Origin of the sequence: Curtobacterium sp. MCSS17_008, assembly GCF_003234185.1 — a bacterium.
Lineage (GTDB): Bacteria > Actinomycetota > Actinomycetes > Actinomycetales > Microbacteriaceae > Curtobacterium.
Window position 1 is genome coordinate 168,480 of record NZ_QKSM01000005.1, and the last position, 24,336, is coordinate 192,815.

24 protein-coding genes are annotated in these 24,336 nt (G+C 71.6%); 20 read left to right on the plus strand and 4 right to left on the minus strand.

What is annotated here, in order from left to right:
- Positions 1 to 5 precede the first annotated feature (5 nt).
- The 6 genes from rpsE (at position 6) to map (ending at position 4,271) form a co-directional block, all read left to right on the plus strand.
- Positions 6 to 731 (plus strand): 30S ribosomal protein S5, encoded by a 726-nt coding sequence (gene rpsE, locus DEJ23_RS07850; protein WP_111227462.1) that lies wholly within the window; start codon positions 6 to 8, stop codon positions 729 to 731.
- A complete protein-coding gene (rpmD, locus tag DEJ23_RS07855) occupies positions 731 to 916 on the plus strand; it encodes a 50S ribosomal protein L30 (protein WP_031273241.1) in 186 nt (61 codons plus the stop codon). Before rpsE ends, rpmD begins: the two co-directional genes overlap by 1 nt.
- Positions 913 to 1,377, plus strand: coding sequence for a 50S ribosomal protein L15 (rplO, locus tag DEJ23_RS07860; protein WP_111239710.1), 465 nt, complete (start codon positions 913 to 915; stop codon positions 1,375 to 1,377). The genes rpmD and rplO overlap by 4 nt, the downstream gene beginning before the upstream one ends.
- Before the next feature lie 145 nt (positions 1,378 to 1,522).
- Positions 1,523 to 2,845 (plus strand): preprotein translocase subunit SecY, encoded by a 1,323-nt coding sequence (gene secY / locus DEJ23_RS07865; RefSeq protein ID WP_111227404.1) that lies wholly within the window; start codon positions 1,523 to 1,525, stop codon positions 2,843 to 2,845.
- Positions 2,842 to 3,432 (plus strand): adenylate kinase, encoded by a 591-nt coding sequence (locus DEJ23_RS07870; RefSeq protein ID WP_111239711.1) that lies wholly within the window; start codon positions 2,842 to 2,844, stop codon positions 3,430 to 3,432. Before secY ends, DEJ23_RS07870 begins: the two co-directional genes overlap by 4 nt.
- 8 nt (positions 3,433 to 3,440) lie before the next feature.
- Positions 3,441 to 4,271, plus strand: coding sequence for a type I methionyl aminopeptidase (gene map, locus DEJ23_RS07875; protein WP_309147079.1), 831 nt, complete (start codon positions 3,441 to 3,443; stop codon positions 4,269 to 4,271).
- Between the two features lie 101 nt (positions 4,272 to 4,372).
- On the opposite strand, the gene DEJ23_RS07880 is transcribed toward map, so the two are convergent.
- Entirely contained in the window at positions 4,373 to 5,671 is a 1,299-nt protein-coding gene (locus DEJ23_RS07880; protein ID WP_258375341.1) for an LCP family protein, read from the minus strand.
- Positions 5,672 to 5,956: 285 nt separating this feature from the next.
- On the opposite strand from DEJ23_RS07880, the gene infA reads away from it, so the two are divergent.
- The 8 genes from infA (at position 5,957) to DEJ23_RS07920 (ending at position 13,692) form a co-directional block, all read left to right on the plus strand.
- The gene (gene infA / locus DEJ23_RS07885; RefSeq protein ID WP_017885509.1) at positions 5,957 to 6,178 is read left to right on the plus strand and encodes a translation initiation factor IF-1; all 222 of its coding nucleotides are present in this window, start codon (positions 5,957 to 5,959) and stop codon (positions 6,176 to 6,178) included.
- Positions 6,179 to 6,248: 70 nt separating this feature from the next.
- A complete protein-coding gene (rpmJ, locus tag DEJ23_RS07890; RefSeq protein WP_022903266.1) occupies positions 6,249 to 6,365 on the plus strand; it encodes a 50S ribosomal protein L36 in 117 nt (38 codons plus the stop codon).
- A gap of 148 nt (positions 6,366 to 6,513) precedes the next feature.
- Positions 6,514 to 6,888 carry a 30S ribosomal protein S13 gene (gene rpsM, locus DEJ23_RS07895; RefSeq protein WP_058728274.1) on the plus strand — a complete coding sequence of 125 codons (375 nt, stop codon included), beginning with the start codon at positions 6,514 to 6,516 and terminating at the stop codon, positions 6,886 to 6,888.
- Positions 6,889 to 6,897: 9 nt separating this feature from the next.
- Positions 6,898 to 7,296, plus strand: coding sequence for a 30S ribosomal protein S11 (gene rpsK, locus DEJ23_RS07900; RefSeq protein ID WP_017885507.1), 399 nt, complete (start codon positions 6,898 to 6,900; stop codon positions 7,294 to 7,296).
- A gap of 205 nt (positions 7,297 to 7,501) precedes the next feature.
- On the plus strand, positions 7,502 to 8,494 hold the full coding sequence (locus DEJ23_RS07905) for a DNA-directed RNA polymerase subunit alpha (RefSeq protein WP_111239712.1): 993 nt from the start codon (positions 7,502 to 7,504) through the stop codon (positions 8,492 to 8,494).
- A 66-nt stretch (positions 8,495 to 8,560) separates the two neighbouring features.
- A complete protein-coding gene (gene rplQ, locus DEJ23_RS07910) occupies positions 8,561 to 9,136 on the plus strand; it encodes a 50S ribosomal protein L17 (RefSeq protein WP_111239713.1) in 576 nt (191 codons plus the stop codon).
- 165 nt (positions 9,137 to 9,301) lie between these two features.
- A complete protein-coding gene (locus tag DEJ23_RS07915; RefSeq protein ID WP_146240227.1) occupies positions 9,302 to 10,414 on the plus strand; it encodes an aromatic acid exporter family protein in 1,113 nt (370 codons plus the stop codon).
- 62 nt (positions 10,415 to 10,476) lie between these two features.
- Positions 10,477 to 13,692 carry a BTAD domain-containing putative transcriptional regulator gene (locus DEJ23_RS07920; protein WP_111239715.1) on the plus strand — a complete coding sequence of 1,072 codons (3,216 nt, stop codon included), beginning with the start codon at positions 10,477 to 10,479 and terminating at the stop codon, positions 13,690 to 13,692.
- A gap of 10 nt (positions 13,693 to 13,702) precedes the next feature.
- Here DEJ23_RS07920 and DEJ23_RS07925 read toward each other — a convergent pair whose 3' ends face one another.
- Together DEJ23_RS07925 and DEJ23_RS07930 are read right to left on the minus strand one after the other, a co-directional pair.
- Positions 13,703 to 14,542, minus strand: coding sequence for an ABC transporter permease (locus tag DEJ23_RS07925; protein ID WP_111239716.1), 840 nt, complete (start codon positions 14,540 to 14,542; stop codon positions 13,703 to 13,705).
- On the minus strand, positions 14,539 to 15,540 hold the full coding sequence (locus DEJ23_RS07930) for an ATP-binding cassette domain-containing protein (RefSeq protein ID WP_111239717.1): 1,002 nt from the start codon (positions 15,538 to 15,540) through the stop codon (positions 14,539 to 14,541). The genes DEJ23_RS07925 and DEJ23_RS07930 overlap by 4 nt, the downstream gene beginning before the upstream one ends.
- A gap of 142 nt (positions 15,541 to 15,682) precedes the next feature.
- On the opposite strand from DEJ23_RS07930, the gene truA reads away from it, so the two are divergent.
- The 6 genes from truA (at position 15,683) to glmM (ending at position 23,237) form a co-directional block, all read left to right on the plus strand.
- Positions 15,683 to 16,624, plus strand: coding sequence for a tRNA pseudouridine(38-40) synthase TruA (gene truA, locus DEJ23_RS07935; RefSeq protein WP_258375342.1), 942 nt, complete (start codon positions 15,683 to 15,685; stop codon positions 16,622 to 16,624).
- Entirely contained in the window at positions 16,621 to 17,367 is a 747-nt protein-coding gene (locus tag DEJ23_RS07940; protein ID WP_111239718.1) for an MBL fold metallo-hydrolase, read from the plus strand. The genes truA and DEJ23_RS07940 overlap by 4 nt, the downstream gene beginning before the upstream one ends.
- A gap of 116 nt (positions 17,368 to 17,483) precedes the next feature.
- Positions 17,484 to 20,564, plus strand: a complete 3,081-nt coding sequence (locus tag DEJ23_RS07945) for an ExeM/NucH family extracellular endonuclease (RefSeq protein WP_111239719.1) — start codon at positions 17,484 to 17,486, stop codon at positions 20,562 to 20,564.
- Positions 20,565 to 20,869: 305 nt separating this feature from the next.
- Entirely contained in the window at positions 20,870 to 21,316 is a 447-nt protein-coding gene (gene rplM, locus DEJ23_RS07950) for a 50S ribosomal protein L13 (protein WP_022904636.1), read from the plus strand.
- A 36-nt stretch (positions 21,317 to 21,352) separates the two neighbouring features.
- Positions 21,353 to 21,838, plus strand: coding sequence for a 30S ribosomal protein S9 (gene rpsI, locus DEJ23_RS07955; RefSeq protein WP_111239720.1), 486 nt, complete (start codon positions 21,353 to 21,355; stop codon positions 21,836 to 21,838).
- A 22-nt stretch (positions 21,839 to 21,860) separates the two neighbouring features.
- Complete coding sequence (gene glmM, locus DEJ23_RS07960) at positions 21,861 to 23,237, plus strand: phosphoglucosamine mutase (RefSeq protein WP_111239721.1); 1,377 nt, start codon at positions 21,861 to 21,863, stop codon at positions 23,235 to 23,237.
- 129 nt (positions 23,238 to 23,366) lie between these two features.
- Here the strand turns inward: glmM and coaA are convergent, their stop codons facing one another.
- Complete coding sequence (coaA, locus tag DEJ23_RS07965; protein WP_111239722.1) at positions 23,367 to 24,311, minus strand: type I pantothenate kinase; 945 nt, start codon at positions 24,309 to 24,311, stop codon at positions 23,367 to 23,369.
- Between the last annotated feature and the right edge of the window lie 25 nt (positions 24,312 to 24,336).

The window sequence follows — 24,336 nt, forward strand, 5'->3', positions numbered from 1 at the left end:
GCGACATCGCGAACAACAACGAAGCGGCCGAGACCAAGGCCCCGGCAGCGGACACCGCCGCCGTCGCCGAGCGTCCCGTCGAGACCGCCGCGGGCTCCGCGTCGAACAACCGCGACAACGCCGACCAGCGCGGCCGTCGTGGCGGCGGGCGTGACCGTCAGCAGGGTCGTGACCGCAACAACCGCGGTGGCGACAGCCAGTTCCTCGAGCGCGTCGTGACGATCAACCGCGTCTCGAAGGTCGTCAAGGGTGGTCGTCGCTTCAGCTTCACGGCGCTCGTCGTCGTGGGTGACGGCAACGGCCTCGTCGGTGTCGGCTACGGCAAGGCGAAGGAAGTCCCGACCGCGATCTCGAAGGGCGTCGAGGAGGCGAAGAAGAACTTCTTCCGCGTCCCGCGCGTCGGCAACACCATCCCGCACCCGGTGCAGGGTGAGGCCGCTGCCGGTGTCGTCCTCCTGCGTCCGGCCGCCGCCGGTACCGGTGTCATCGCCGGTGGTCCGGTCCGCGCCGTGCTCGAGTGCGCCGGCATCCACGACGTCCTGAGCAAGTCGCTCGGCTCGTCGAACACCATCAACATCGTGCACGCGACCGTCGAGGCGCTGCAGCAGCTCGAGGAGCCCCGCGCCGTCGCGAGCCGTCGTGGCCTCGACGTCGACCGGGTCGTCCCGGCTCGTCTGCTCCACGCCGAGGCCGCGGCCCTGCGTGCCGCGACCGAGAAGGCAGGTGCGTGATGGCGATGCTGAAGATCACGCAGACGAAGTCCGTTATCAGCGAGAAGCAGTACCAGCGCGACACCCTGCGCAGCCTGGGCCTCAAGCGCATCGGCCGTACGGTCCTGCGTGAGGACAACGCCCAGAACCGCGGGTACATCGCGACGGTGGCGCACCTCGTGAAGGTCGAGGAGGTCGACGCATGAGCGACGAGAAGAACGAGCGCGTGCAGGTGCTGAAGCTGCACCACCTCCGCCCCGCCGAGGGCGCCAAGAAGGACCGCACCCGCGTGGGTCGCGGTGAGGGCTCGAAGGGCAAGACCGCCGGCCGTGGCACCAAGGGTCAGAAGGCCCGGTACCAGGTCAAGGTCGGCTTCGAGGGTGGGCAGATGCCGCTGCACATGCGCACCCCGAAGCTCCGCGGGTTCAAGAACCCGTTCCGCGTCGAGTACCAGGTCGTGAACCTGGACAAGATCGCGGAGCTCTACCCCAACGGTGGCGACGTCACCGTCGCGGACCTGGTCGCCAAGGGTGCCGTCCGCAAGAACGAGAAGGTCAAGGTTCTCGGTCAGGGTGACATCAGCGTTGCGCTGACGGTCTCGGTCGACAAGGTCTCGGCGTCCGCCGCCGAGAAGATCGTGGCTGCTGGCGGAACCGTCTCCCAGTAACCCCCGTCGGCGGCCCGTGCGTTTGCGCACGGGCCGCCGTTACGGTTTCCTTGACAGTGGCCGTCGTCCGTCGGCCGGGTCGGTGCTGCCGACCGACACCGTGACGGCCCCGATCGGCCGCCGGTCCCAGAAGTTCGGAGTCCTCGTGTTCAGAGCGGTCGCGCGCATCATGCGCACCCCAGATCTTCGCAAGAAGATCGGCTTCACCCTCGCGATCATCGCGCTGTTCCGTCTCGGGTCGTACATCCCCGCGCCGTTCGTCGACTACGCCGCCGTGCAGAGCTGCCTCGCCAGCGCGTCGTCCTCGGGTGGTCTCTACGACCTGATCAACCTGTTCTCCGGCGGCGCCCTGCTGAAGCTCTCGGTCTTCGCGCTGGGCATCATGCCGTACATCACTTCGTCGATCATCGTGCAGCTCCTGCGCGTGGTCATCCCGCACTTCGACGCCCTCTACAAGGAGGGCCAGTCGGGCCAGGCGAAGCTGACGCAGTACACGCGCTACCTCACCATCGCGCTCGGTGTCCTGCAGTCCACCACGCTCATCACGGTCGCGCGCTCGGGTGCCCTCTTCGGCACGAACGCCTCGGCCTCCTGCTCGTCGATCATCTCGAACGACAGCTGGTACGCGATCATGCTCATGGTCGTCACGCTGACCGCGGGTACGGGCCTCATCATGTGGATGGGCGAGCTCGTCACCGAGCGCGGCATCGGCAACGGCATGTCGCTGCTCATCTTCACGTCGATCGCGGCGCAGTTCCCGTCGGCGCTCTGGGCCATCGAGCAGTCGCAGTCCTTCGAGCTCTTCCTGTTCGTCATCCTCGTCGGCCTGGTCATCATGATGGCCGTCGTCTTCGTCGAGCAGTCGCAGCGGCGCATCCCCGTGCAGTACGCCAAGCGCATGGTCGGACGTCGCACCTACGGCGGGAACAACACCTACATCCCGATCAAGGTGAACATGGCCGGCGTCGTGCCCGTCATCTTCGCCTCGTCGCTGCTGTACCTGCCGGCCCTGGTCGCGCAGTTCAACCAGCCCTCCGACGGCTCCGAGCCGGCGGCCTGGGTGACCTGGATCCAGAACAACCTGACCTCGGGTGACAACTGGTTCTACATGGTCCTGTACTTCCTGCTCATCGTCGGGTTCACGTACTTCTACGTCGCGATCACCTTCAACCCCGAAGAGGTCGCCGACAACATGAAGAAGTACGGCGGCTTCATCCCGGGCATCCGGGCCGGTCGTCCGACGGCCGAGTACCTCGACTACGTCCTGACCCGGGTGACGTTGCCCGGCTCGCTCTACCTCGGTCTCATCGCGCTCATCCCGCTGGCAGCACTGGCGCTGTTCGGCGCGAACCAGAACTTCCCGTTCGGCGGCGCGAGCATCCTCATCATCGTGGGTGTCGGTCTCGAGACCGTGAAGCAGATCGACTCGCAGCTGCAGCAACGTCACTACGAAGGGCTTCTCCGTTGAGCGCACGTCTCATCATCGTCGGACCTCCCGGAGCCGGGAAGGGCACCCAGGCCGGTCGCGTCGCCGAGAGCTTCGGCGTCCCCGCCATCTCCACCGGTGACATCTTCCGCAAGAACGTCTCCGAGGGCACGCCGCTCGGCGTCCAGGCGAAGGCGATCATGGACGCGGGCAACTACGTCCCCGACGAGCTGACGAACGAACTCGTGAAGTCGCGCCTGGCCGAGGCGGACGCCGCGCAGGGCTTCCTGCTCGACGGCTACCCGCGGACGGTCGGTCAGGTCGAGTACCTGGACGCGCTGCTCGCCGAGCAGGGCACCGGGATCGACGCCGTGGTGCAGCTCGTCGCCGACCAGGACGCGCTCGTGGAGCGGCTCCTGAAGCGCGCCGAGGAGCAGGGCCGGAGCGACGACAACGAGGAGACCATCCGTCGTCGTCAGGAGGTCTACACGGAGCAGACGGCACCGATCGTGGCCGCCTACGCCGAGCGCGGGCTCGTGGTGGACGTCGACGGCCTCGGTGGCATCGACGAGGTCGGCGACCGCATCCAGGCGGCGCTCGTCTCGCGCGGACTCACCGCGGGCGTCTGAGCCCCGTCGTGCGACGCCGGAAGCCGTCGATCTACAAGACGCCGGAGGAACTCCGTGCGATGGTCCGGCCGGGTCTGCTGACCGAGGCTGCCCTCACCGCGGTGCGTGCGGCGGTCCGGCCGGGCATCACCACCGCGGAGCTCGACGCGATCGCCGAGCGGACGATCCGCGAGGGCGGCGGCATCCCGAACTTCCAGCTCGTGCCCGGCTACCGGCACACGCTGTGCGTCTCGGTGAACGACGAGATCGTCCACGGCATCCCCGGCGACCGCGTGCTGCAGCCCGGTGACATCGTGTCGGTGGACGCCGGTGCCGAGGTGGACGGCTGGAACGGCGACAGCGCCTTCACGACGGTGCTGCCCGGGGGCGATGCGCCGCTGACGGCGGCACGGCAGACCCTCTGCGACACGACCGAGCGCGCGCTCTGGCACGGCATCGCGGCGCTCGCGCACGCCCGGAACCTGAACGAGGTCGGCGCGGTCATCGAGGACACGATCGACGAGACGGGTGCGTGGGGCATCGTCGAGGACTTCACCGGGCACGGCATCGGACGCTCCATGCACGAGGACCCGCCGGTCTTCAACTACCGGGTCCGCGGCGCCGGGCCGGCGGTGAAGCCCGGGCTCGTCGTGGCCGTCGAGCCGATGGTCACCGCCGGCACGATCGACAGCGCGACGGACGACGACGACTGGACGATCCGGACGCTGGACGGCTCCGACGCAGCGCACTGGGAACACTCGGTCGCCGTGCACGCGGACGGCGTCTGGGTGCTCACCGCCACGGACGGCGGTGCGTCGGGTCTGGCGCCGCTGGGCGTCACACCCGTCCCGATCCCGTAGGTCGGCCGCCAGCCGGGCTGCGCCGTCGCCCGGCCCGGAGGCCGCCCCGCGTGCACGGAGTGCGTCCGGCTGGGGCGGTCGCAGGCGTCGGTGCCTGTGGCTCAGTTGCCGACGGAGCAGGTCTGCTCCGACGCGCTCTGCCCCGAGATGCTCGAGGGCAGGGGCGTCGCGCTCGGCGTCGAGGTGGTCCCGGAGCCGGTGGAGCCGGGAGCGGCCGGTCCGGTGCTGCTCGCGGCGGACGGTTCCTCGGTGGGGCTCGGGGCGGCTGGTGCCTCCGCGCCGCTGGACGGCGACGCCGAGGGCGTGCTCCCTGCGGTCGGGGACTCCTCGGAAGCCCGACCGGTCGAGGAGTCCGCCAGCGAGGTCTTCTGGTCCCGCTGGAGCGCGACGTTGAGCGCGTGCGCCGGTTCCTCCGCGACGAGCACGTGCGCGGTGTCGTCCGGGTCGTCGACCACGGGGTACTGCACGAACAGCATGTTCGCGGTGCTCATCCCGCGCAGGGTCGAGGCGAGCCCGACCAGCGTGCGGGTCTGGGCGAGGCCGTCGGAGAGCGTCATGTTCGACAGGGCTGCCCCGGCGAGCTTGTACAGCGTGACCGGGTTGGACAGCGTGCCGTCGGAGGTCACCTTCCGCAGGAGGGCGGAGAGGAACACCTGCTGCGAGCTGATGCGCGCGAGGTCGCTCCCGTCGCCGACGCCGTGCCTGCTGCGGAGGAACGCGAGGGCGTCCTGCCCCTCGAGGGAGTGCTGTCCGGCAGCGAGCTGGAGGCCGGTGTACGTGTCGTTGATCGGCTTGGCGACGCAGACGTCGACACCGCCCAGGGCGTTCGACATCTCGATGACGCCGTCGAAGGTGATGAGGCCGGCGTAGGGGATGTTCAGGCCGGTCAGGTTCTCGACCGTGTCGACGGCGCAGGAGATCCCGCCGTGACCGAGGGCTTCGTTGATGAGCTCGCTGTCGACCGCCGGGTAGGTGGTGCCGGTCTCCGGGTTCGTGCACGCCGGGAACGGCACCTTGAGGTCGCGCGGGAAGCTGACGGCGGTGAGCTGCTGGTGGTCCTGCGAGATGTGCACCAGGATCGTGACGTCGTTCCGGGCACCTTCGACGTCCTCGTCGGAGTCGAACTGTCCGACGCGGGTGTCGCTGCCGACGAGCAGGATGTTCGCACCGCCCTCGATCGCGGTGATGTCCGCGGTCTTCGCCGTGTTCTGGTCGTCGGTGCTGAGCTGCACGGTGTCGGGCGCGGCGGCCAGCTGTGCACCCGCGATGGCGGCGACGCTCGTCCCGCTGACGAGCAGGACGGCCAGCCCCGACGCGACGAAGCCGACCAGCGTTCCCCAGGCGCGACGGCGGGGCAGCCGGCCGTGGCGGGCGAGGGGGCGGCGGGGCGCGTCAGGCACGTGGTCTCCGATCGGTGGTCCGACGGGGCGTCGGACGGTCAGCGCGACCCACGCTACGGCGACGGAGCCGTCGCGGAGCCCGGAACGCACTGTCAGACCACTGTGGGACACGCAGCCCGTGCGCCGCGAACCCCAGACGGAGGGGTTCCGTCCGGCCAGCACTTGGCAATCGGGGGCTCATCCCATACGATTGATCTTTGGTGTGTCATGCCCTTCGGCGTGGCGCCCGACCCGCAGACCGGCTCGGGGATCACACCGGTAATCCAACCAAGCGACAGTGAGGCTATGGCCAAGAAAGACGGCGTCATCGAGATCGAGGGCTCGGTGCTCGAAGCTCTGCCCAACGCGATGTTCCGCGTTGAGCTGACCAACGGACACAAGGTCCTTGCGCACATCTCCGGGAAGATGCGCCAGCACTACATCCGCATCCTCCCCGAGGACCGCGTGATCGTGGAGCTGAGCCCGTACGACCTGACCCGCGGCCGGATCGTCTACCGCTACAAGTGATCCGCGAGCTGGAAAGGAACGGCTCGGCGAACCCGCCGAGCACGAAGCCAGCGAGCAACAGGAAGCAATCATGAAGGTCAACCCCAGCGTCAAGCCCATCTGCGAGCACTGCCGTGTCATCCGCCGCAAGGGCCGCGTCATGGTGATCTGCAAGAGCAACCCGCGCCACAAGCAGCGCCAGGGCTGAGCTCCCAGCAGGACCCACAACTCAACACTGAACACGCAGTACCAGAACCCCGGTCCGGCCTCGGCCGCGATCGGGGGGACACCTCGGGACGGAGGCCCGGGCACCGGTACTGCGCCACACCTCCACCGAAAACAGGAGCAGCCAGCACATGGCACGTCTAGCAGGCGTCGACATCCCGCGCGAGAAGCGCGTGGAGATCGCACTCACGTACATCTACGGCGTCGGCCGTACCCGCGCGGTCCAGGCACTCGCCGAGACCGGTATCTCCGGTGACATCCGCGTCAAGGACCTGACCGACGACCAGCTCGTCGCCCTCCGTGACTTCATCGAGGGCAACTTCAAGGTGGAGGGTGACCTCCGCCGCGAGGTCGCCGCCGACATCCGCCGCAAGGTCGAGATCGGTAGCTACGAGGGTCTCCGCCACCGTCGTGGTCTCCCGGTGCGTGGTCAGCGCACCAAGACCAACGCGCGTACCCGCAAGGGACCGAAGCGCACCGTGGCAGGCAAGAAGAAGGCCCGATAGGAGATCATCATGGCTACCCCCAAGACTGCCGCGCGCAAGCCGCGTCGCAAGGAGAAGAAGAACGTCGCCGTGGGCCAGGCCCACATCAAGAGCACGTTCAACAACACCATCGTCAGCATCACCGACCCGTCGGGTGCCGTCCTCAGCTGGGCGTCCTCGGGTGCCGTGGGCTTCAAGGGTTCGCGCAAGTCGACGCCGTTCGCGGCGCAGCTCGCCGCCGAGTCCGCTGCGCGTCAGGCGCAGGAGCACGGCGTCAAGAAGGTCGACGTCTTCGTCAAGGGTCCGGGTTCGGGCCGCGAGACCGCGATCCGTTCGCTCCAGGCCGCTGGCCTGGAGGTCGGCTCGATCAACGACGTCACCCCGCAGGCGCACAACGGCTGCCGCCCGCCGAAGCGTCGCCGCGTCTGACGCGAGGAGCAACCGGCCGTTCCCCGCTCGTCCCCTGACCGGGGCGAGCGGGGCCGGCCATTCCTGGTCGTTCGATCGCGCACGACGGGCCCCTCGGCTCCGCCGGTGCGCGTGATCACAACTCAACAGACCCGTCGGGGCCCGGTCGGCCCCGTCGTACCGCCGAGTGTCATATAGCGGACACTCCGCCGAAAGGAATCCCACAGTGCTCATTGCACAGCGCCCCACCCTGACCGAGGAGTCGATCTCCGAGTACCGCTCGCGCTTCGTCATCGAGCCGCTCGAGCCGGGCTTCGGTTACACCCTCGGCAACTCGCTGCGCCGCACGCTCCTCTCCTCGATCCCCGGCGCGGCTGTCACCAGCATCCGCATCGACGGCGTCCTCCACGAGTTCAGCACCGTCCCCGGTGTCAAGGAAGACGTCACCGAGATCATCCTCAACATCAAGAGCCTCGTCGTCTCCAGCGAGCACGACGAGCCGATCACCGCGTACCTGCGCAAGCAGGGTGCCGGTCAGGTCACCGCGGCGGACATCTCCGCCCCGGCCGGCGTCGAGATCCACAACCCGGAGCTCGTCATCGCGACCCTGAACGACACCGCGCGCTTCGAGCTCGAGCTCACGATCGAGCGTGGCCGTGGCTACGTCTCGGCGACGCAGAACCGTTCGGAGTTCAGCGAGGCCGGGCAGATCCCGATCGACTCGATCTACTCGCCGGTCCTCAAAGTCACCTACCGCGTCGAGGCGACGCGTGCCGGTGAGCGCACGGACTTCGACCGCCTGGTCGTCGACGTGGAGACGAAGCCGGCGATCTCGCCGCGCGACGCCATCGCGTCGGCCGGCCGCACGCTGGTCGAGCTGTTCGGTCTCGCCCGCGAGCTGAACACGGGGGCCGAGGGCATCGAGATCGGCCCCGCGCCGGTCGACGCGGTGCTCTCGAACGAGCTGCAGACCCCGATCGAGGACCTCGACCTGTCGGTCCGCAGCTACAACTGCCTCAAGCGGGAGGGCATCAACACGGTGTCCGAGCTCGTCGCCCTGTCGGAGACGCAGCTCATGAACATCCGCAACTTCGGTCAGAAGTCGGTGGACGAGGTCAAGGACAAGCTCACCGAGCTCGGCCTGTCCCTCAAGGACACCGTCCCCGGATTCGACGGCGCCCACTTCTACAGCGGGTACGACGAGGACGAGTCCAACTGACCTCGCGCTGACGCGCACGCGCACCGTTGAGTCGGCGCGCACCACCATCACCACTGGAGAACTGACATGCCGAAGCCCACCAAGGGCCCCCGCCTCGGTGGCGGTCCCGCCCACGAGCGCCTGCTCCTGAGCAACCTCGCCAACGCCCTCTTCACGCACGGTCGCATCACGACCACCGAGACGAAGGCCAAGCGCCTCCGTCCCGTCGCCGAGCGTCTCATCACGTTCGCGAAGCGTGGCGACCTGCACGCGCGTCGTCGCGTGATCAGCATCCTGCGCGACAAGTCCGTCGTGCACACGCTGTTCACCGAGATCGCCCCGCAGGTCGAGGACCGTCAGGGCGGCTACACCCGCATCACGAAGCTCGGCTTCCGCAAGGGTGACAACGCGCCGCTCGCCTCGATCGAGCTCGTGCTCGAGCCGGTCTCGGGCAAGCCCGCCCCGGTCAAGCGCGACGCTGCTCCGGCCGCTGCCGCGCCGGTTGAGGAGACCCCGGCCGAGGAGACCCCGGTCGAGTCCACGGAGACGACCGAGGAGTCCGCTCCCGTCGAGGCCGAGACCGCGACCCCGGCTGCCGCCGAGGTCGAGGCCGACGCTGCCGAGAAGGCCGACGACGCCGACAAGGCCGACGACGCCAAGTAGGTCCCGCCACCACGAGGAAGCCCCCGCGACGCACGTCGCGGGGGCTTCCTCGCGTCCGGGCGGCGGTCCGGGCGGACGGGAGGCGCGCTGCGGCCCGTCCCGTGCCTCCCGTCCGGTGCGCACCCGCGTCAGTTCACAGCGTCGCCGCCGTACGGTGATCGCGACATGGCGAGAGCAGAACGGATCACCGGAGCAGGCCGCAGGGTGTGGCGTTGGAGTCGGGACTCCGGTACGCAGCCCCGGCTGCTGCTCGCGGTCAAGGCGGCCATCGCGGCGACCATCGCGTGGACGCTCGCGAAGTACGCGCCGGGCGTCGCCGCCGAGTACCCGTACTACGCGCCGCTCGGCGCCATCGTGGCGATGCGGACGACCGTCTTCGCCGGCATCCGGTCGGGCGTGCAGACCTTGGTCGGGATCACGCTCGGCATCCTCATCGCGATGTTCACGATGCTCATCGGCGACCCGGGTGTCATCGCGGTGGCGTTGGCCGTGGGGCTCGGGGTGCTCGTGAGCGGGTTCCGCGTGCTCGGCGAGGGGTACTCGTGGGTGCCCATGGCAGCGCTCTTCGTCCTGCTCGTGGGCGGTGGGAACGCCGAGGGGTACTCCTTCGCCTACGTCGTGCAGATGGCGATCGGCATCGGGATCGGTCTCGCCGTGAACTTCGCCGTGGTCCCGCCGCTGCACTTCTGGGACGCGGAACGCCGGATCGACCAGGTCAACGGCGTCCTGGCGCAGCAGCTCGACGACCTCGCGGACGTGCTCGAGAAGGGGGAACCGGACACCGCTGCGTGGGATCGGCAGCAGGAGCGTCTCGACACGGCGATCGCGGACGTGCGGGACCGCGTCTCGACCGCGCAGGAGAGCCGTCGCATGAACCCCAGGAGCGCGCTGCGGGGATCGCGTGCTCGTCTGCAGACCGACGGCGCCCGGTTCCGCGCGCTGGAACGGGTCGCCTGGTACACGACCGACCTCACCGAACTCGTGGCACGCTCCGGGCCCGTCGCGGAGAACATCGGACGCCCCGACCCCGCGTTCGCCGAGCCGTTCGCCGCCGCGCTCCGCAGGGTGGCGTGCGTCGTGCGCGGCGACTGCCCCGAGGACGGTGCCGACGAGGCGATCGCGGAGCTCGAGCGGGCGCTCGACGCCAGCCGGTCGGACCCGTCGCGGGTCACGGTGACCTCGAGTGCGATCGTGGCGCTGCGCGGCGTCCTCGAGTCGGAGAAGCGCGCGACGTCCGACGTCGACACCGAGACCGGGCCCTCGGGCAGCCGGCGCTAGCGGGCGCCTCCGTCCCAGCTGCGCGGGGCGTCGACGGCCGTCGTGCTCAGTAGGATCGGCTCGTGCCCGTCGAGTCCCGCGTCGCCGTCCTCGGACCGGTCACGGTCGAGGGGCCGGACGGAGCAGTGCTCCCGGTGCCCGGTGCCCTCGCGCGGTCGTTCCTGGCCGCCCTGGTCCTCGCGCCCGGACATGCGCTCGGCACCGACGCGCTCATCGACGAGATCTGGGGCGACGACCGGCCGAAGGGCGCCCGGGCGGCACTGCAGACCCTGGTGTCCCGACTGCGCAGGACGACGGCGGACGGGCTCGTCGTGTCGACCAGCACGGGCTACGCGCTGGGCGGCGACCCGGCGGGCATCGACCTCGTCGCCGCGGAGCAGGCCGTGCACGCACCCGACACCGCCGCGGTGCGGGGAGCGCTCGGCCGCTGGCGGGCTGCACCGGGTGCCGACGTCGACGGGGACCTGGGTTCCGCAATCGCCGATCGCGCGGCTGCGGCCGAGCATGCCCTGCGTCGTCGGCTCGCCGCACTGCTGCTCGAGGACGGCGACGCCGCCGCTGCCGCGACCACCTGGCTCGCCGAGGTCGACGCGGCACCCTTCGACGACGCGGCCGCGGGCGGCGCGATGCGCGCCCTCGACGCCGACGGCCGCACTCCCGAGGCGCTCGCGGTGTTCGCTGCCCACCGGGAACGGCTGGCGGACGGGCTCGGGGCCGACCCGTCCGCGGAGCTCGTGCGGCTGAACGCCGAGCTGCTCAGACGGTCGGCGGCCGTGGACCACGCGGTCCGGCGCACCGGGCTCCGGGCCGCCCCGAACGAGCTCGTCGGGCGGCAGGACGACGTCGCCGCGGTGTCCCGGTTGCTCGACGAACAGCGCCTGGTCACGGTGCTCGGACCGGGCGGACTCGGCAAGACCCGGCTCGCACAGGCCGTCGCGGCAGCGCTGCCTCCGACCACCGGCGTCGTCGTCTGCGAGCTCGCACCGATCGGCGACGGCGAGGACCTGCTGCCGGCCCTCGGTGCCCTGCTCGGGATCGCAGAGGTGCGGACCGCGCGGATGCTCCAGGACGCCGTGGTCACCGACCTCTGGGCACGGGTGGTCCGTGCGCTCGACGTCGGCCCCACGGTGCTCGTGCTCGACAACTGCGAGCACCTGCTGCACGCAGTCGCCCGCTGCACCGCCGACCTGCTCGCCGCGGTCGCCGGGCTCCGCGTGCTCACCACCTCACGGGCACCGCTCGCGATCGCGGGCGAGGTCGTCGCACCCCTCGGGCCGCTGCCGGTCGAGGCCGACGGTGCCGCGGTGCGGCTGTTCACCGAACGCGCTCGTGCCGCCCGGCCCGGCGCGGTGCTGCCCGTCGACGCCGTGCGCAGGATCTGCACCCGCCTGGACGGTTCCCCGCTCGCCATCGAGCTCGCCGCGGCCCGCATCCGGGGCATGTCGGTGGACGAGGTCGAGCGTCGGCTCGACGACCGCTTCGCCCTGCTGCGCGGTGGCGACCGGAGTGCGCCCGAGCGACACCGCACGCTGCTCGCGGTCATCGAGTGGAGCTGGCGGCTGCTCGATCCCGGGGCACAGGACCTGCTCACCCGCCTCGCGCTCTTCCCGGACGGCGTCGCCGTCGACGCCGTCGAGTCGGTCGCCGAACCCGATCGGCGCCCGGACGCGCTCGACGACCTCGCCGACCTCGTGGAGCAGTCCCTCGTGCAGCTCGTGGAGGTCGAAGGGGAACCGGTGCGCTACCGGTTGCTCGAGACCGTCCGCGAGTTCGGTGCCGCGCGTCTGACCGAGCGGGGGACCGCCGAGGCCGTCCGCTCGGCGATGACCACCTGGGGCCGCGAGCTGTGCGCGGGACGGAACCTGTTCGCGGTGCGGGGTCCGGCACAGCTCGTCGCGTTCACGGACGTCCGACGCGAGGCGGACAACCTCGTCACCCTGCTGCGCTGGGCGCTCCGCGCCGACGACGTGGTGACCGTCGCACACGTCTTCGCCGCGCTCGGCGGGTACTGGACGCTCCGGGGGCTGCACCGTGAGGTCGCCGGGACCGCTCCCGACGTCGTCGCGGCGCTGCGCTCGCGCACCCCGGGGCCTGCCGACCGCACCGCGGCGGTGATCGGCCTCGTGATGTGCGGCGCGACCGCGGCGTTCACCGACCTCCGGACCACCGCCCGGGCGATCATCGGGCTGCGGGAGCTGCACGGCTCCGGCCGCGCCGAGGACCCGGTCGTCGACGCGCTCGCCGAGCTCCTGCTGTCCCTCGGACGACCCGAGCAGGGCTTCGCCGAGCTGGCACGGCTGCGTGACCACCGGGCCCCCGCGGTGTCCCTGCTCGGCCACATGCTCAGCGCACCGCTCGCCGAGAACGCCGGCGACCCCGTCGGGGCCCTGCGGTACGTCCAGCGCGCGGAGGAGCTGACCCGTGTGACCGGCGAGGCCTGGACCACGGGCACCGTCGCGGTCACGCTGACGCAGCTGCTCGCGCAGTCCGGGCGGTACCGGGAGTCGCTCGCCGCCGCCGTCACCGCCCGGGAGCACCTCGAGCTGTTCGGGGCGGAGGACGACCTGTACGAGATCGGGTGGACGGTCGGTCTCGCATCGGCCGCGACCGGTGACGTCGACCGAGCCCGCACCGTCGCAGCAGACCTGCGGCACCGGCCCGACGGTGGTCGCGGTGGGTTCGAGGACCGGGGGCTCATCGCCGTGCTCGCGGTCGCGATCAACGCCGAGTGTGCGCGGTACGAGGGTGACCTCGACGCAGCAGCGGCCGGGTACGCCACGGCCTGGGACGTCGTGCAGCCCGGACGCGGACCCTCTGCGCACTGGGCCCTCATGGCGGGCGCGGCACGCATCGCAGCGGCGGACGAGGCGGCCGTGGGCCGGACCGACGGTGCACCACCGGGACACGCGCCAGCTGACCTGGCGGCAGCCGAGCTGGCGGTGGCCCGTCGGATCCGCGTCGGGACCCTCGTGCAGCTGCGGCTCCGACAGGCCCGCCGGGACATGCCCGTCATCGGGACGGCACTCGCCGGGCTGGCGGTCGCGTACGCCCGCACCGGCCGTCCGGCCGCGGCGGCGGGCTGCTGGGGCGCGCTCGTCCGGCTCGGGTCGCGTCAGGACTTCGCGGTCCTCGCCCACGCTCGGCTGCGCCCGCTGCTGGCCGGTGCGGTGGGGGAGCAGGAGCTCGCCGACGCCGAGGCGACCGCGGCCGGATGGGACCGGGCCGAGGCCGCCTCGCGGGTTCGGGCCCTGCTCGAGGGGACCCGGCTGCCGGAATGACCGGGTGCCGTCAGGCCTTCCGCATGTAGGCGCGGACCGTCAGTGGTGCGAACACCGCGACGACCACGGCGGCACCGAGCAGGCTGAGCCACAGGTCGCCGCCCACCACGCCGTGGTTCACGAGGTCGCGGACGGCGGTGATGAGGTGCGAGATCGGGTTGACCTCGGTGAACCAGCGCAGCCAGCTCGGCAGCGTGTCGGTCGGGACGAAGGCGTTCGACAGGAATGTCAGGGGGAAGAGCACGAGGTTCGCGATCCCCGAGACGCTGGACGCCGTGCGGGCGATGACCCCGAAGTAGGCGAAGATCCAGCTGATCGCCCACGCGACCACGATGACGAGGAGCGCCGCGAGGAGCACCGCGCCGAGGCCGCCGGCCGGCCGCAGGCCCATGACGATCCCGACCACGAACGTGATCGTGGTCGCGATGGCGTAGCGGACGGTGTCGGCGAGCAGGGCACCGGCGAGCGGGGCGATCCGCGCGATGGGGAGCGACCGGAAGCGGTCGAACACCCCCTTGTCCATGTCCTCGCGGAGCTGCACCCCGGTCACGACGGACGACGTGATCGCCGTCTGCACGAGGATGCCGGGGATGATCACGGGCAGGTAGCTGCCGACGTCGCCGGAGATCGCGCCGCCGAAGATGTACGTGAACATCACGGTGAAGACGATCGGCATGAGCGTCACGTCGAACAGCTGTTCCGGGGTGCGACGGATCTTGACGAGTCCGCGGTACGCCATCGTGAACGACTGGCGGACGGTGGCGGCGAGGCCGGTGGCACCGACCCCGGGCCGCGGGGTGACGCGCGGTGCCGAGGACGGGCCGGCGGTGGGGGCGATGGTGGTGGTCATGCGAGGCTCCCTTCGAGCGCACGGTCGGTCTCGGTCGCCGCGTCCGCGGGGGTCGGCGAGTCGGTGATGGTGAGGAAGACCTCGTCGAGGGTCGGCTTCTGCACGCTCACCTCGGCGAGGGAGACGCCTGCGTCGCGGAACGACACGAGCAGGTCGGTGACGCGATCGGGCGCGGTCATCGGTGCCGTGAGCCGCCCGCCCTCGGGGCTGACGACCGCCGGGGTGCCGAGCACACGCTCGACGAGCGACGCCGCGGTGGCGAGGGCGACCGGGTCGGCGTCCGCCAACCGGAGCTGCAGCGAGGCCGTGCCGACCGAGGACTTCAGCTCGTCCGCGGTGCCCTCGGCGACCACGCGGCCGTGGTCGATGACGGCGATGCGGTCAGCGAGCTGGTCGGCCTCGTCGAGGTACTGCGTCGTGAGGAGGACGGTCGAGCCGGTCGCGACGAGCTCCCGGATCGTGTCCCACATCTGTGCGCGGGTCCGGGGATCGAGGCCCGTGGTCGGCTCGTCGAGGAAGATGAGCGGCGGCTGCGCGATGAGGCTCGCCGCCAGGTCCAGCCGGCGACGCATGCCACCCGAGAACGCCTTCAGCGGGCGCGAGGCCGCCTCGGTGAGCCCGAAGCGCTCGAGGAGCTCTCCCGCCTTGCGCTTCGCGTCGGCACGGGACAGCCCGAGCAGCCGCGCGAAGATGACGAGGTTCTCGGTGGCGCTGAGCGTCTCGTCGACACTGGCGTACTGCCCGGTCACGCCGATCAGGGAGCGGACGGTCTGCGGCTCGCGTCGGACGTCGTGCCCGAACACGCGGGCCTCGCCGCCGTCCGGCACGAGCAGCGTCGCGAGCATCGAGATGGTGGTCGTCTTGCCGGCGCCGTTCGGGCCGAGCACGCCGTAGACCGTGCCGGCCTCGACACGGAGGTCGACGCCGTCCACGGCACGGTTGCTGCCGAACGTCTTGACGAGGCCGGTCGCCTCGACGGCGAGTGGTGTGGTGGTCATCGCACAGGTCCTTTCGTCGATGTCGAGACGATGGTGCTGTCGGCCGCTCACGCGGCGCTGACGCGGCGCTGACACCGGCGGACCGCTGCCGTCAGCGGGGCACGGACGGGAGGCCCGTCCCGGCCCCGGTACGCTCGCTCCCGTGGACGGGACGGACGAGCCGAGCACGGCCGGGACGGACGAGCCGAGCACGGTGCGGTTGCGCCTCGACATCGCGTACGACGGCGCGGCGTTCTCGGGCTGGGCCCGGCAACCGGGGCTGCGGACGGTGCAGGGCGCGCTGGAGTCGGCCCTCGCGACGGTGTTCACCCGCTGGGGGGAGCCGCCGCTGCTGACCGTCGCGGGCCGGACGGACGCGGGGGTGCACGCCACCGGGCAGGTCGCCCACCTCGACCTCACCGCGGAGCAGTGGGGCGCGCTCACCCGCCCGCGGCGGTCGTCGCCGGACGGGCCGCCCCGGACGTCGCTCGACGGACTGGTCAAGCGGGTGAACGGCATCGCCGCTCCCACGGGCGACGTCGTCGTCACGCGGGCCTCGGTCGCACCGGACGGGTTCGACGCCCGGTTCTCGCCGCTCTGGCGACGGTACGAGTACCGGGTCGCGGACGCCGACGCACCGCGCGACCCCCGTCGTCGTGGGCACACGCTGTGGCACCCGACGCGCCTGGACCCGGCAGCGATGGAGCGCGGTGCGCTGACACTGCTCGGGCTGCACGACTTCGCGACCTTCTGCAAGCCGCGCGAGGGCGCGACCACCATCCGGACGCTGCAGGAGTTCCGCTGGGACCGCGAGCCGGACGGCGTGCTGGTGGCGCGCCTCCAGGCCGACGCGTTCTGCCACTCGATGGTGCGGGCGATGGTCGGCGCGACCATCGCGGTCGGCGAGGGGCGCCTCGGCCCGGACCGGCTCGAGGAGCTGCGCGTCGCCGAGCAGCGCACGAGCGCGTTCAAGGTGGCGCCCGCCGTCGGCCTGACGCTGACCGAGGTCGGGTACCCCGCGGACGACGAGCTCGCGGCCCGCGCGACCCAGACCCGTGCGCGCCGGACGGACGACGAGCCGGGCGCCGGTAGCGTCGGGGGATGAGCACCCGCGCGCCCCGATCCGTCGTGTCCGTCGCCCCCGGGGTCGTGTTCGTCGAGGGGCCGGTGTCGAACTGGGTCGTGCTCGCGGAGGAGGACGGCGTCGCGCTGATCGACGCGGGTTACCCGGCGGACACCGACCTCGTGCTCGACACGGTGCGCTGGGCCGGACACGACCTCGCCGACCTGCGGCGCGTGTACGTCACGCACGGGCACGTCGACCACGTCGGCGGCATCCCCGGCATCCTCGAGCGGTTCCCGCACGTCCGGGTGCTGGCCCACGCGGACGAGCTCGACAACGTCCGGGGGCCCGGGCGGCAGCAGGTCACGCCGGCGGAGATCGGTGGGCGGCTCGCCGCGCCGCGGACGCTGCGGTGGCTGGCGCGGGCGATCGGCTCGGACGCGCTGCGGCCGGTGACGGTGCCGACCGCCCGCGCCTTCACCGCGCACGACTTCGAGGGGCGGGCGATGACGCCGTTCCCCGCCGTCGGGCACACCGCCGGGTCGACCGCGTACCTGCTGCCCGCAGCGGGGGCGATCGTGACGGGGGACGCGGTGGTCACGCACCACGACACGCAGCCGGCGTCGTGGCAGCCCCGGCCGCGGATGATCACGCCGTTCTTCACCGCGGACGAGGCCACGGCGCTCGAGTCCGCACGGGCGCTGCCGTTCCCCGAGATCGTGCTGCCGGGGCACGGACCGGCCGTGCACCGGGTCGGGAGCGAGTGGGTGCCGGTCACCGGCTGAGGGCCCCGACGGGCACCCCGGACGGGGGTGGACCGGATCGTTCACCTGCCGGAAACCTGAGCGACCCCGCAGGTCACTAGCGTGCTGGAGTCCCCCTCCTCCTGCCGAAGGTCAGCATGCCCAAGCTCATGCGGCGCACCGTGCTGTGCGCCACCGTGGCGGCGACGCTCGTCGCTGCCCCGCTCGTGTCCGTCTCCACCGCTCTCGCCGCTCCCGACGGCACCGACCTCGTCATCACCGAGGCGTACCTCAAGGGCGGCAGCGCGAACCAGCCGTTCACGAACAAGTTCGTCGAGCTGGGCAACCCGACCGACGCGGCCGTCAGCGTCGACGGCTGGTCCGTCCAGTACCGGTCCGCGACGAGCACCGGCGCCCCCGCCGTCGGGCGGCTCGCCGGCTCGGTGCCCGCACACGGCACGTACCTCGTGCAGATGGGGTCGAACGGCACGAACGGCGCGGCGTTGCCCGAGCCCGACGCGGTCACCGGTCTCAACCCGTCCGGCAGCGCCGGGACCCTCGTGCTCTCCGACCAGGCCACGGCGTTGACGCTGCCGGCGGGCGCGGTCGCCACGGGCACGCCCGGCGTGGTCGACCTGCTCGGCTACGGCACGTCGAACACCTACGAGTCCGCCGTCGCCACGACGGGCACGGCGAACAGCGTCCCCGACGCGCTGACGCGGACCGGGACGGCCGACACCGACTCGAACGCGGCCGACTTCACGCGCAGCTCCTCGGTGACGCCGGAGAACGCAGGCGGCGAGGGCACCACGCCCACCGACCCCGGCACGCCCACCGACCCCGGCACGCCGACGACACCGGCCGAGCAGGTCACCATCGCGCAGCTGCAGGGCACGACGGACACCTCGCCGTACGCCGGCAGGACCGTCACGACCGAGGGCGTCGTCACCGCCGTCTACCCCACCGGCGGCCTGAACGGGTACACGATCCAGACCGCCGGCACCGGCGGCGCGGTCGACCTCGCCACCCACCGCGCCTCGGACGCGGTCTTCGTGTTCTCGTCCGCGACCGCCGGCAGCGTCGCGATCGGCGACGCCGTCCGGCTGACCGGCGAGGTCTCCGAGTACAACGGCCTGACCGAGCTCACGGTCGCCAGCGCCGCGGGCCTGACGAAGCTCCCGGAGGACGGCGTCGTGCAGCCGGCCCCGGCCACGCTGACCCTCCCGCGCACCGACGCACAGCGCGAGTCGCTCGAGAGCATGCTCGTCGCGCCCCAGGGTGACTACACCGTCGCCGACAACTACACGACGAACCAGTACGGCGAGGTCGTCCTCGCCGCGGGGACGGAGCGCCTGCTCCAGCCGACCGAGGTCGCCCGGCCGGGCAGCGCCGAGGCCGCCGCGGTCGCCGCGGACAACGCCGCCCGAAAGGTCGTCCTCGACGACGGCGCGAGCACGAACTTCCTCAGCGCCGCGAACCAGTCGGTGCCGGTGTCGTGGCTGACCCAGGGGCCGGTCACGGTCGGCGCCGCAGCGACGTTCTCGGAGCCCGTCGTCCTCGACTACCGCAACGCCGCGTGGAAGTTCCAGCCCACGGCGCCGATCACCGGTGCGACGCCCGCGGCCGAGCTGCCCGCGTCGTTCTCGGACGTCCGCACAGTGGCACCGGAGGAGGTCGGCGGCGACCTGAAGCTCGCCGGGTTCAACGTGCTCAACTACTTCCCGACGACGGGGGACCAGCTCACCGGCTGCAGCTACTACACGGACCGCGACGGCGACCCCGTGACGGTGCGCGGCGGCTGTGACGCCCGCGGTGCCGCGAACGCCGACGACCTCGCTCGCCAGCAGGTGAAGATCGTCAAGGCCATCAACGCCCTCGGCGCCGATGTCGTCTCGCTCGAGGAGATCGAGAACTCCGCCCGCTTCGGGAAGGACCGCGACGCCGCGGTGGCGACCCTCGTGGCCGCCCTCAACGCCGCCACCGGCGAGGACACCTGGGCGTACGTGCCGTCCCCGGCGGAGCTGCCCGCGAGCGAGGACGTCATCCGCCTCGCCCTCATCTACAAGAAGGACCGCGTCGCGCCCGTCGGCGAGTCGACGATCCTCGACGACCCGGCGTTCGCGAATGCCCGCCAGCCCGTCGCGGACGCCTTCCGCCCCGTCGGCGGCGACGCGGACGACGACTTCCTGGTGATCGCGAACCACTTCAAGTCGAAGGGCTCCGGCTCGGGTGCGGACGCCGACCAGGGCGACGGCCAGGGCGCCTCGAACGCGTCGCGCGTGGCCCAGGCGACGGCGCTCGCCGCGTTCTCGACCACCGAGCAGGAGAAGTACGGCACCGACAAGGTGTTCATGCTCGGTGACTTCAACGCCTACAGCGAGGAGGACCCGATGGTCGTCCTGCGCGACGCCGGCTACACCGACCTCGGGCCGGCGGAGGACGCGTCGGAGTACTCCTACGTGTTCAGCGGGCTGAGCGGTTCGCTCGACCACGTGCTCGCGTCGCCGGCCGCGCTCGAGACGGTCGCGGGCGTGGACATCTGGAACATCAACTCGGTCGAGTCGGTCGGTCTCGAGTACAGCCGGTACGACTACAACGTCACGGACCTGTACCGCGACGACGTGTACCGCGCGAGCGACCACGACCCGATCCTGGTCGGCTTCGACCTGGCCGAGGACGAGACCCCTGCCCCGGGTGACGGCGGCACCCCGACGCCGGGCGACGGCGAGACGCCGGCCCCGACGCCCGGCGGCGAGACCCCGGCCCCCGTCCCCGGCGCGACGCCCGCTCCGGTCCCGGGCGACGGCGCCACCCCGGCGCCCGCGGCCCCGGTCGCACCCGCCGAGACGTCCCTCACGGACGGCGAGCGCGGCTCCGTCAGCGCCCCGGCGACGGTCCGTGCGGGCGAGACGATCACCGTGACCGTCGGTCCGCGGTACGCCGGCACCGAGGTGTCCGTCTGGCTCTACTCGACCCCGCGCCTGCTCGCCACGACCACGGTCGCCGCTGACGGCACCGTGCGCGTGACGATCCCTGCCGACGCCACCCTCGGCGCCCACCGGCTCGCGGTCACCGCTGCGGACGACTCGCTCATCGGCTGGACGACGACCACGGTCGTCTCCGCCACCGGCGAGCTCGCCTTCACCGGTGCGGAGGTCATCGGCGGTCTCGCCGCCGCGGTGCTCCTGCTCGCCGCGGGCACCGGCGTGCTCGTGGCCCGGCGCCGTCGAACGGCCTGACCGCGGTCCGAGGCTCGGAGCGACAGCCCCGTCGTCACACGACGACGGGGCTGTCGCCATGCCCGGCGCGAGCCCCTGACGGGCTGGAGGCGCGGTGCCGGCCGGCCGCGCGCCTCCAGTCCGTCACACCGCCACCGTTCGACAAGGCGAGCCGCGTCGGGTAGGCTCTCACCTTGGTCTGCGCGCCCCGTGCGCCGGACAGTCAGATGAGCCCTCCACCGGGCAGTTCCACGAGCATCGCCCGCGGAACACCCACCGGAGCGGGATTCACGGACTCCTCACCTCGACACGAAAGCAGCACACCTGTGACTCGTACGTTCTCCCCGAAGCCGGCAGACGTCCAGCACGACTGGATCGTCATCGACGCGACCGACGTCGTCCTCGGCCGTCTCGCCACCCACGCTGCGGCGCTCCTGCGCGGCAAGCACAAGGCCACCTTCGCCCAGCACATGGACATGGGTGACTACGTCATCATCATCAACGCGGACAAGGTCGCCCTCACCGGCTCCAAGCTCGCGAAGAAGGTCTACTACCGCCACTCGGGCTACCCGGGCGGCCTCACGGCGACCTCCTACCCGGAGATGCTCGAGAAGCACCCGACCCGCGCCGTCGAGAAGGCGATCCGCGGCATGCTGCCGAAGAACACCCTCGGCCGTGAGCAGCTCAAGAAGCTGAAGGTCTACGCCGGCGCGGAGCACCCGCACGCCGCGCAGCAGCCCAAGGCGTACACCTTCGACCAGGTCGCACAGTAGTTCCGGCCACGACGACTTCAAGGACAGAGAAAACTCATGGCTCAGATCGCTGACTCCCTCGACCAGACCCCGGAGAGCTTCACCACCGAGAGCGCCCCGGCGTCCTCGGAGACCGCTCCCCGCCAGATCCTCAACGTCTCGGGCGGTGCCGTCGGGCGCCGCAAGGAGGCCATCGCCCGCGTGCGCCTCGTCCCCGGTGGCGGCGCGTTCACGGTCAACGGCCGCACGCTCGAGGACTACTTCCCGAACAAGCTGCACCAGCAGCTGATCAACGACCCGTTCAAGGTGCTCGAGCTCCTCGGCGCCTACGACGTCACCGCCCGCATCACCGGTGGTGGCCCCTCGGGTCAGGCCGGTGCGCTCCGCCTCGCGATCGCGCGTGCGCTGAACGAGATCGACCGCGAGAACAACCGCGCCACCCTCAAGAAGGCCGGCTTCCTCACCCGTGACGCCCGCGTCATCGAGCGCAAGAAGGCCGGTCTCAAGAAGGCCCGCAAGGCGTCGCAGTTCTCGAAGCGCTAGTCGCGCGACGAACCCGATCGCAATGCCGCGTCTGTTCGGTACCGACGGTGTTCGTGGACTCGCCAACGGCGAGCTGACGGCCGCGCTGGCACTGGGTCTCGCCCAGGCCAGCGCGGCCGTGCTCACACACGGACACCATGCGGACGCCCGCCGGGCGTCCGGTCGACCGCGCCCCCGCGCGGTCCTGGCGCGCGACCCGCGCGTCTCCGGCGAGTTCCTGGGTGCCGCGGTCGCGGCCGGTCTCGCCTCCGCCGGCGTCGACGTGCTCGACGCCGGGGTCATCCCCACCCCTGCTGCGGCCTTCCTCGTCGCGGACATCGACGCCGACTTCGGCGTGATGATCTCCGCGTCGCACAACCCGGCGCCGGACAACGGGATCAAGTTCTTCGCCACGGGCGGCCGCAAGCTGCCGGACGAGGTCGAGGACCGCATCGAAGCGGCCATGCACGACCAGTCCGCGCCGACGCCCACCGGCGGCGACGTCGGTCGCATCACGCGCTTCGCCGACGCCGAGGACCGCTACGTGGTCCACCTGCTCGGCACGCTGCCCCACCGGCTCGACGGCCTGCACGTCGTGCTCGACTGCGCGAACGGTGCCGCCGCGGGCGTCTCGCCCGAGGTGTTCGTCAACGCCGGTGCCCGCGTCACGCTCATCGGTGCCGACCCGGACGGCATGAACATCAACGACGGTGTGGGGTCGACGCACATCGACAACCTCGCCCGCGCGGTGCTGTCGCACGGTGCGGACGTGGGCATCGCGCACGACGGCGACGCCGACCGCTGCCTGGCCGTGGACGCAGCCGGCAACGCGATCGACGGCGACCAGATCATGGCGATCCTCGCGCTCTCGCTCCAGGAGCGGGGCAAGCTGGCGGACGACACGCTCGTCGCGACCGTCATGTCGAACCTCGGGTTGAAGCGGGCCATGGCGGACGCGGGCATCACGGTGCTCGAGACCGGCGTGGGCGACCGCTACGTGCTCGAGAAGATGAACGAGGGCGGCTTCTCGCTCGGCGGCGAACAGTCCGGCCACATCATCTTCAGCGACTACGCCACCACGGGCGACGGGGTCCTGACGGGCCTGCACCTGGTGGCCGAGATGGCACGCACGGGCAAGACCCTGCAGGAGCTCGCCTCGTGCATGACCGTGTTCCCGCAGGTGCTCCTCAACGTGCGCGGCGTGGATCGCCACGGGCTGGACGACCAGGGCGTGCAGGACGCCATCGCAGCGGCGACCGAGGCGCTCGGGGACTCCGGCCGGGTGCTGCTGCGTCCGTCGGGCACCGAGCCCGTCGTCCGCGTGATGGTCGAGGCCGCCTCGCAGGAGGACGCCCAGCGCGTCGCCGAGGAGCTGGCCGACGTCGTGCGCGACCGGCTGGCGATGGACGAGGCCGCGTAGGGCGCTGCCCGCTGCGCCGGGCGCACCCCGTGCCGAACATCGCACTCCGGTCCACCGGGGTGCGATGTTCGTCCGGGGGTGCGACTTCGGCGGGCCCGCGCCGCAGCCGCAGACGCCGGCGCCGCGGCGTCAGATCTTGCGGAGCAGCACCGAGTTCACCTTGTGGTTCGCGCCCTTCTTGAGCACGAGCGTCGCCCGGGAGCGGGTCGGCAGCACGTTCTCGACCAGGTTCGGCTCGTTGATCGCCCGCCAGACCTCGGTGGCCGTGCGCACCGCGTCCTCGCGGGACAGCGACGCGAACCGGTGGAAGAACGAGTCGGGGCTCGAGAACGCCTCCTCCTGCAGGGCGAGGAACCGGTCGACGTACCAGGACTCGATGTCCTTCGTCTTCGCGTCGACGTAGATCGTGAAGTCGAACAGGTCGGACAGCGCGAGTCGGCCGTGCACGGGTGGCGCGAGCACGTTGAGCCCCTCGACGATGAGGACGTCCGGCTGCCGCACGACGATCTCGGCGTCCGGCACGATGTCGTAGACCAGGTGCGAGTAGAACGGCGCGCGCACCTCGGTCGCCCCGCTCTTCACCTGGCTGACGAACCGGAGCAGGGCCCGACGGTCGTACGACTCCGGGAAGCCCTTGCGGTCCATGATCCCGCGGCGCTCCAGCTCGGCGTTCGGGTACAGGAAGCCGTCGGTCGTGACGAGTTCGACGCGCGGCGTGTCCGGCCAGCGCTTCGTCAGCTCGCGCAGCAGACGCGCGACGGTGGACTTGCCGACGGCCACCGACCCGGCGACGCCGATCACGAACGGGGTCCGTCCGGCGCGCTCGCCCAGGAACCGGCTCGTCTCGGCGTGCAGGTTGCGCGCACCGGCCGCGTACAGCGTCAGCAGGCGCGAGAGCGGCAGGTAGACCTCCTGCACCTCCTGCATGTCGAGCCGGTCACCCAGGCCGCGCAGCTGCACGATCTCGGTCTCGGTGAGCGACAGGTGCTCCTTCGGGGCGAGCTGGGACCACTCGTCGCGCGGGATCTCCACGAACGGGGTCGGGTGCGCGACGGGGGTCTCCGTGATCGGCATGGGGACGAGCGTACAGACGGGAGGC

Coding starts and splice junctions, on each gene's coding strand:
- rpmD (WP_031273241.1), top strand. CDS start 731: ATGGCGATGCTGAAGATCACGCAGACGAAGTCCGTTATCAGCGAGAAG.
- rplO (WP_111239710.1), top strand. CDS start 913: ATGAGCGACGAGAAGAACGAGCGCGTGCAGGTGCTGAAGCTGCACCAC.
- infA (WP_017885509.1), top strand. CDS start 5,957: ATGGCCAAGAAAGACGGCGTCATCGAGATCGAGGGCTCGGTGCTCGAA.
- rpmJ (WP_022903266.1), top strand. CDS start 6,249: ATGAAGGTCAACCCCAGCGTCAAGCCCATCTGCGAGCACTGCCGTGTC.
- rpsM (WP_058728274.1), top strand. CDS start 6,514: ATGGCACGTCTAGCAGGCGTCGACATCCCGCGCGAGAAGCGCGTGGAG.
- rpsK (WP_017885507.1), top strand. CDS start 6,898: ATGGCTACCCCCAAGACTGCCGCGCGCAAGCCGCGTCGCAAGGAGAAG.
- rplQ (WP_111239713.1), top strand. CDS start 8,561: ATGCCGAAGCCCACCAAGGGCCCCCGCCTCGGTGGCGGTCCCGCCCAC.
- DEJ23_RS07915 (WP_146240227.1), top strand. CDS start 9,302: ATGGCGAGAGCAGAACGGATCACCGGAGCAGGCCGCAGGGTGTGGCGT.
- DEJ23_RS07925 (WP_111239716.1), bottom strand. CDS start 14,542: ATGACCACCACCATCGCCCCCACCGCCGGCCCGTCCTCGGCACCGCGC.
- DEJ23_RS07930 (WP_111239717.1), bottom strand. CDS start 15,540: ATGACCACCACACCACTCGCCGTCGAGGCGACCGGCCTCGTCAAGACG.
- DEJ23_RS07940 (WP_111239718.1), top strand. CDS start 16,621: ATGAGCACCCGCGCGCCCCGATCCGTCGTGTCCGTCGCCCCCGGGGTC.
- DEJ23_RS07945 (WP_111239719.1), top strand. CDS start 17,484: ATGCCCAAGCTCATGCGGCGCACCGTGCTGTGCGCCACCGTGGCGGCG.
- rpsI (WP_111239720.1), top strand. CDS start 21,353: ATGGCTCAGATCGCTGACTCCCTCGACCAGACCCCGGAGAGCTTCACC.
- glmM (WP_111239721.1), top strand. CDS start 21,861: ATGCCGCGTCTGTTCGGTACCGACGGTGTTCGTGGACTCGCCAACGGC.
- coaA (WP_111239722.1), bottom strand. CDS start 24,311: ATGCCGATCACGGAGACCCCCGTCGCGCACCCGACCCCGTTCGTGGAG.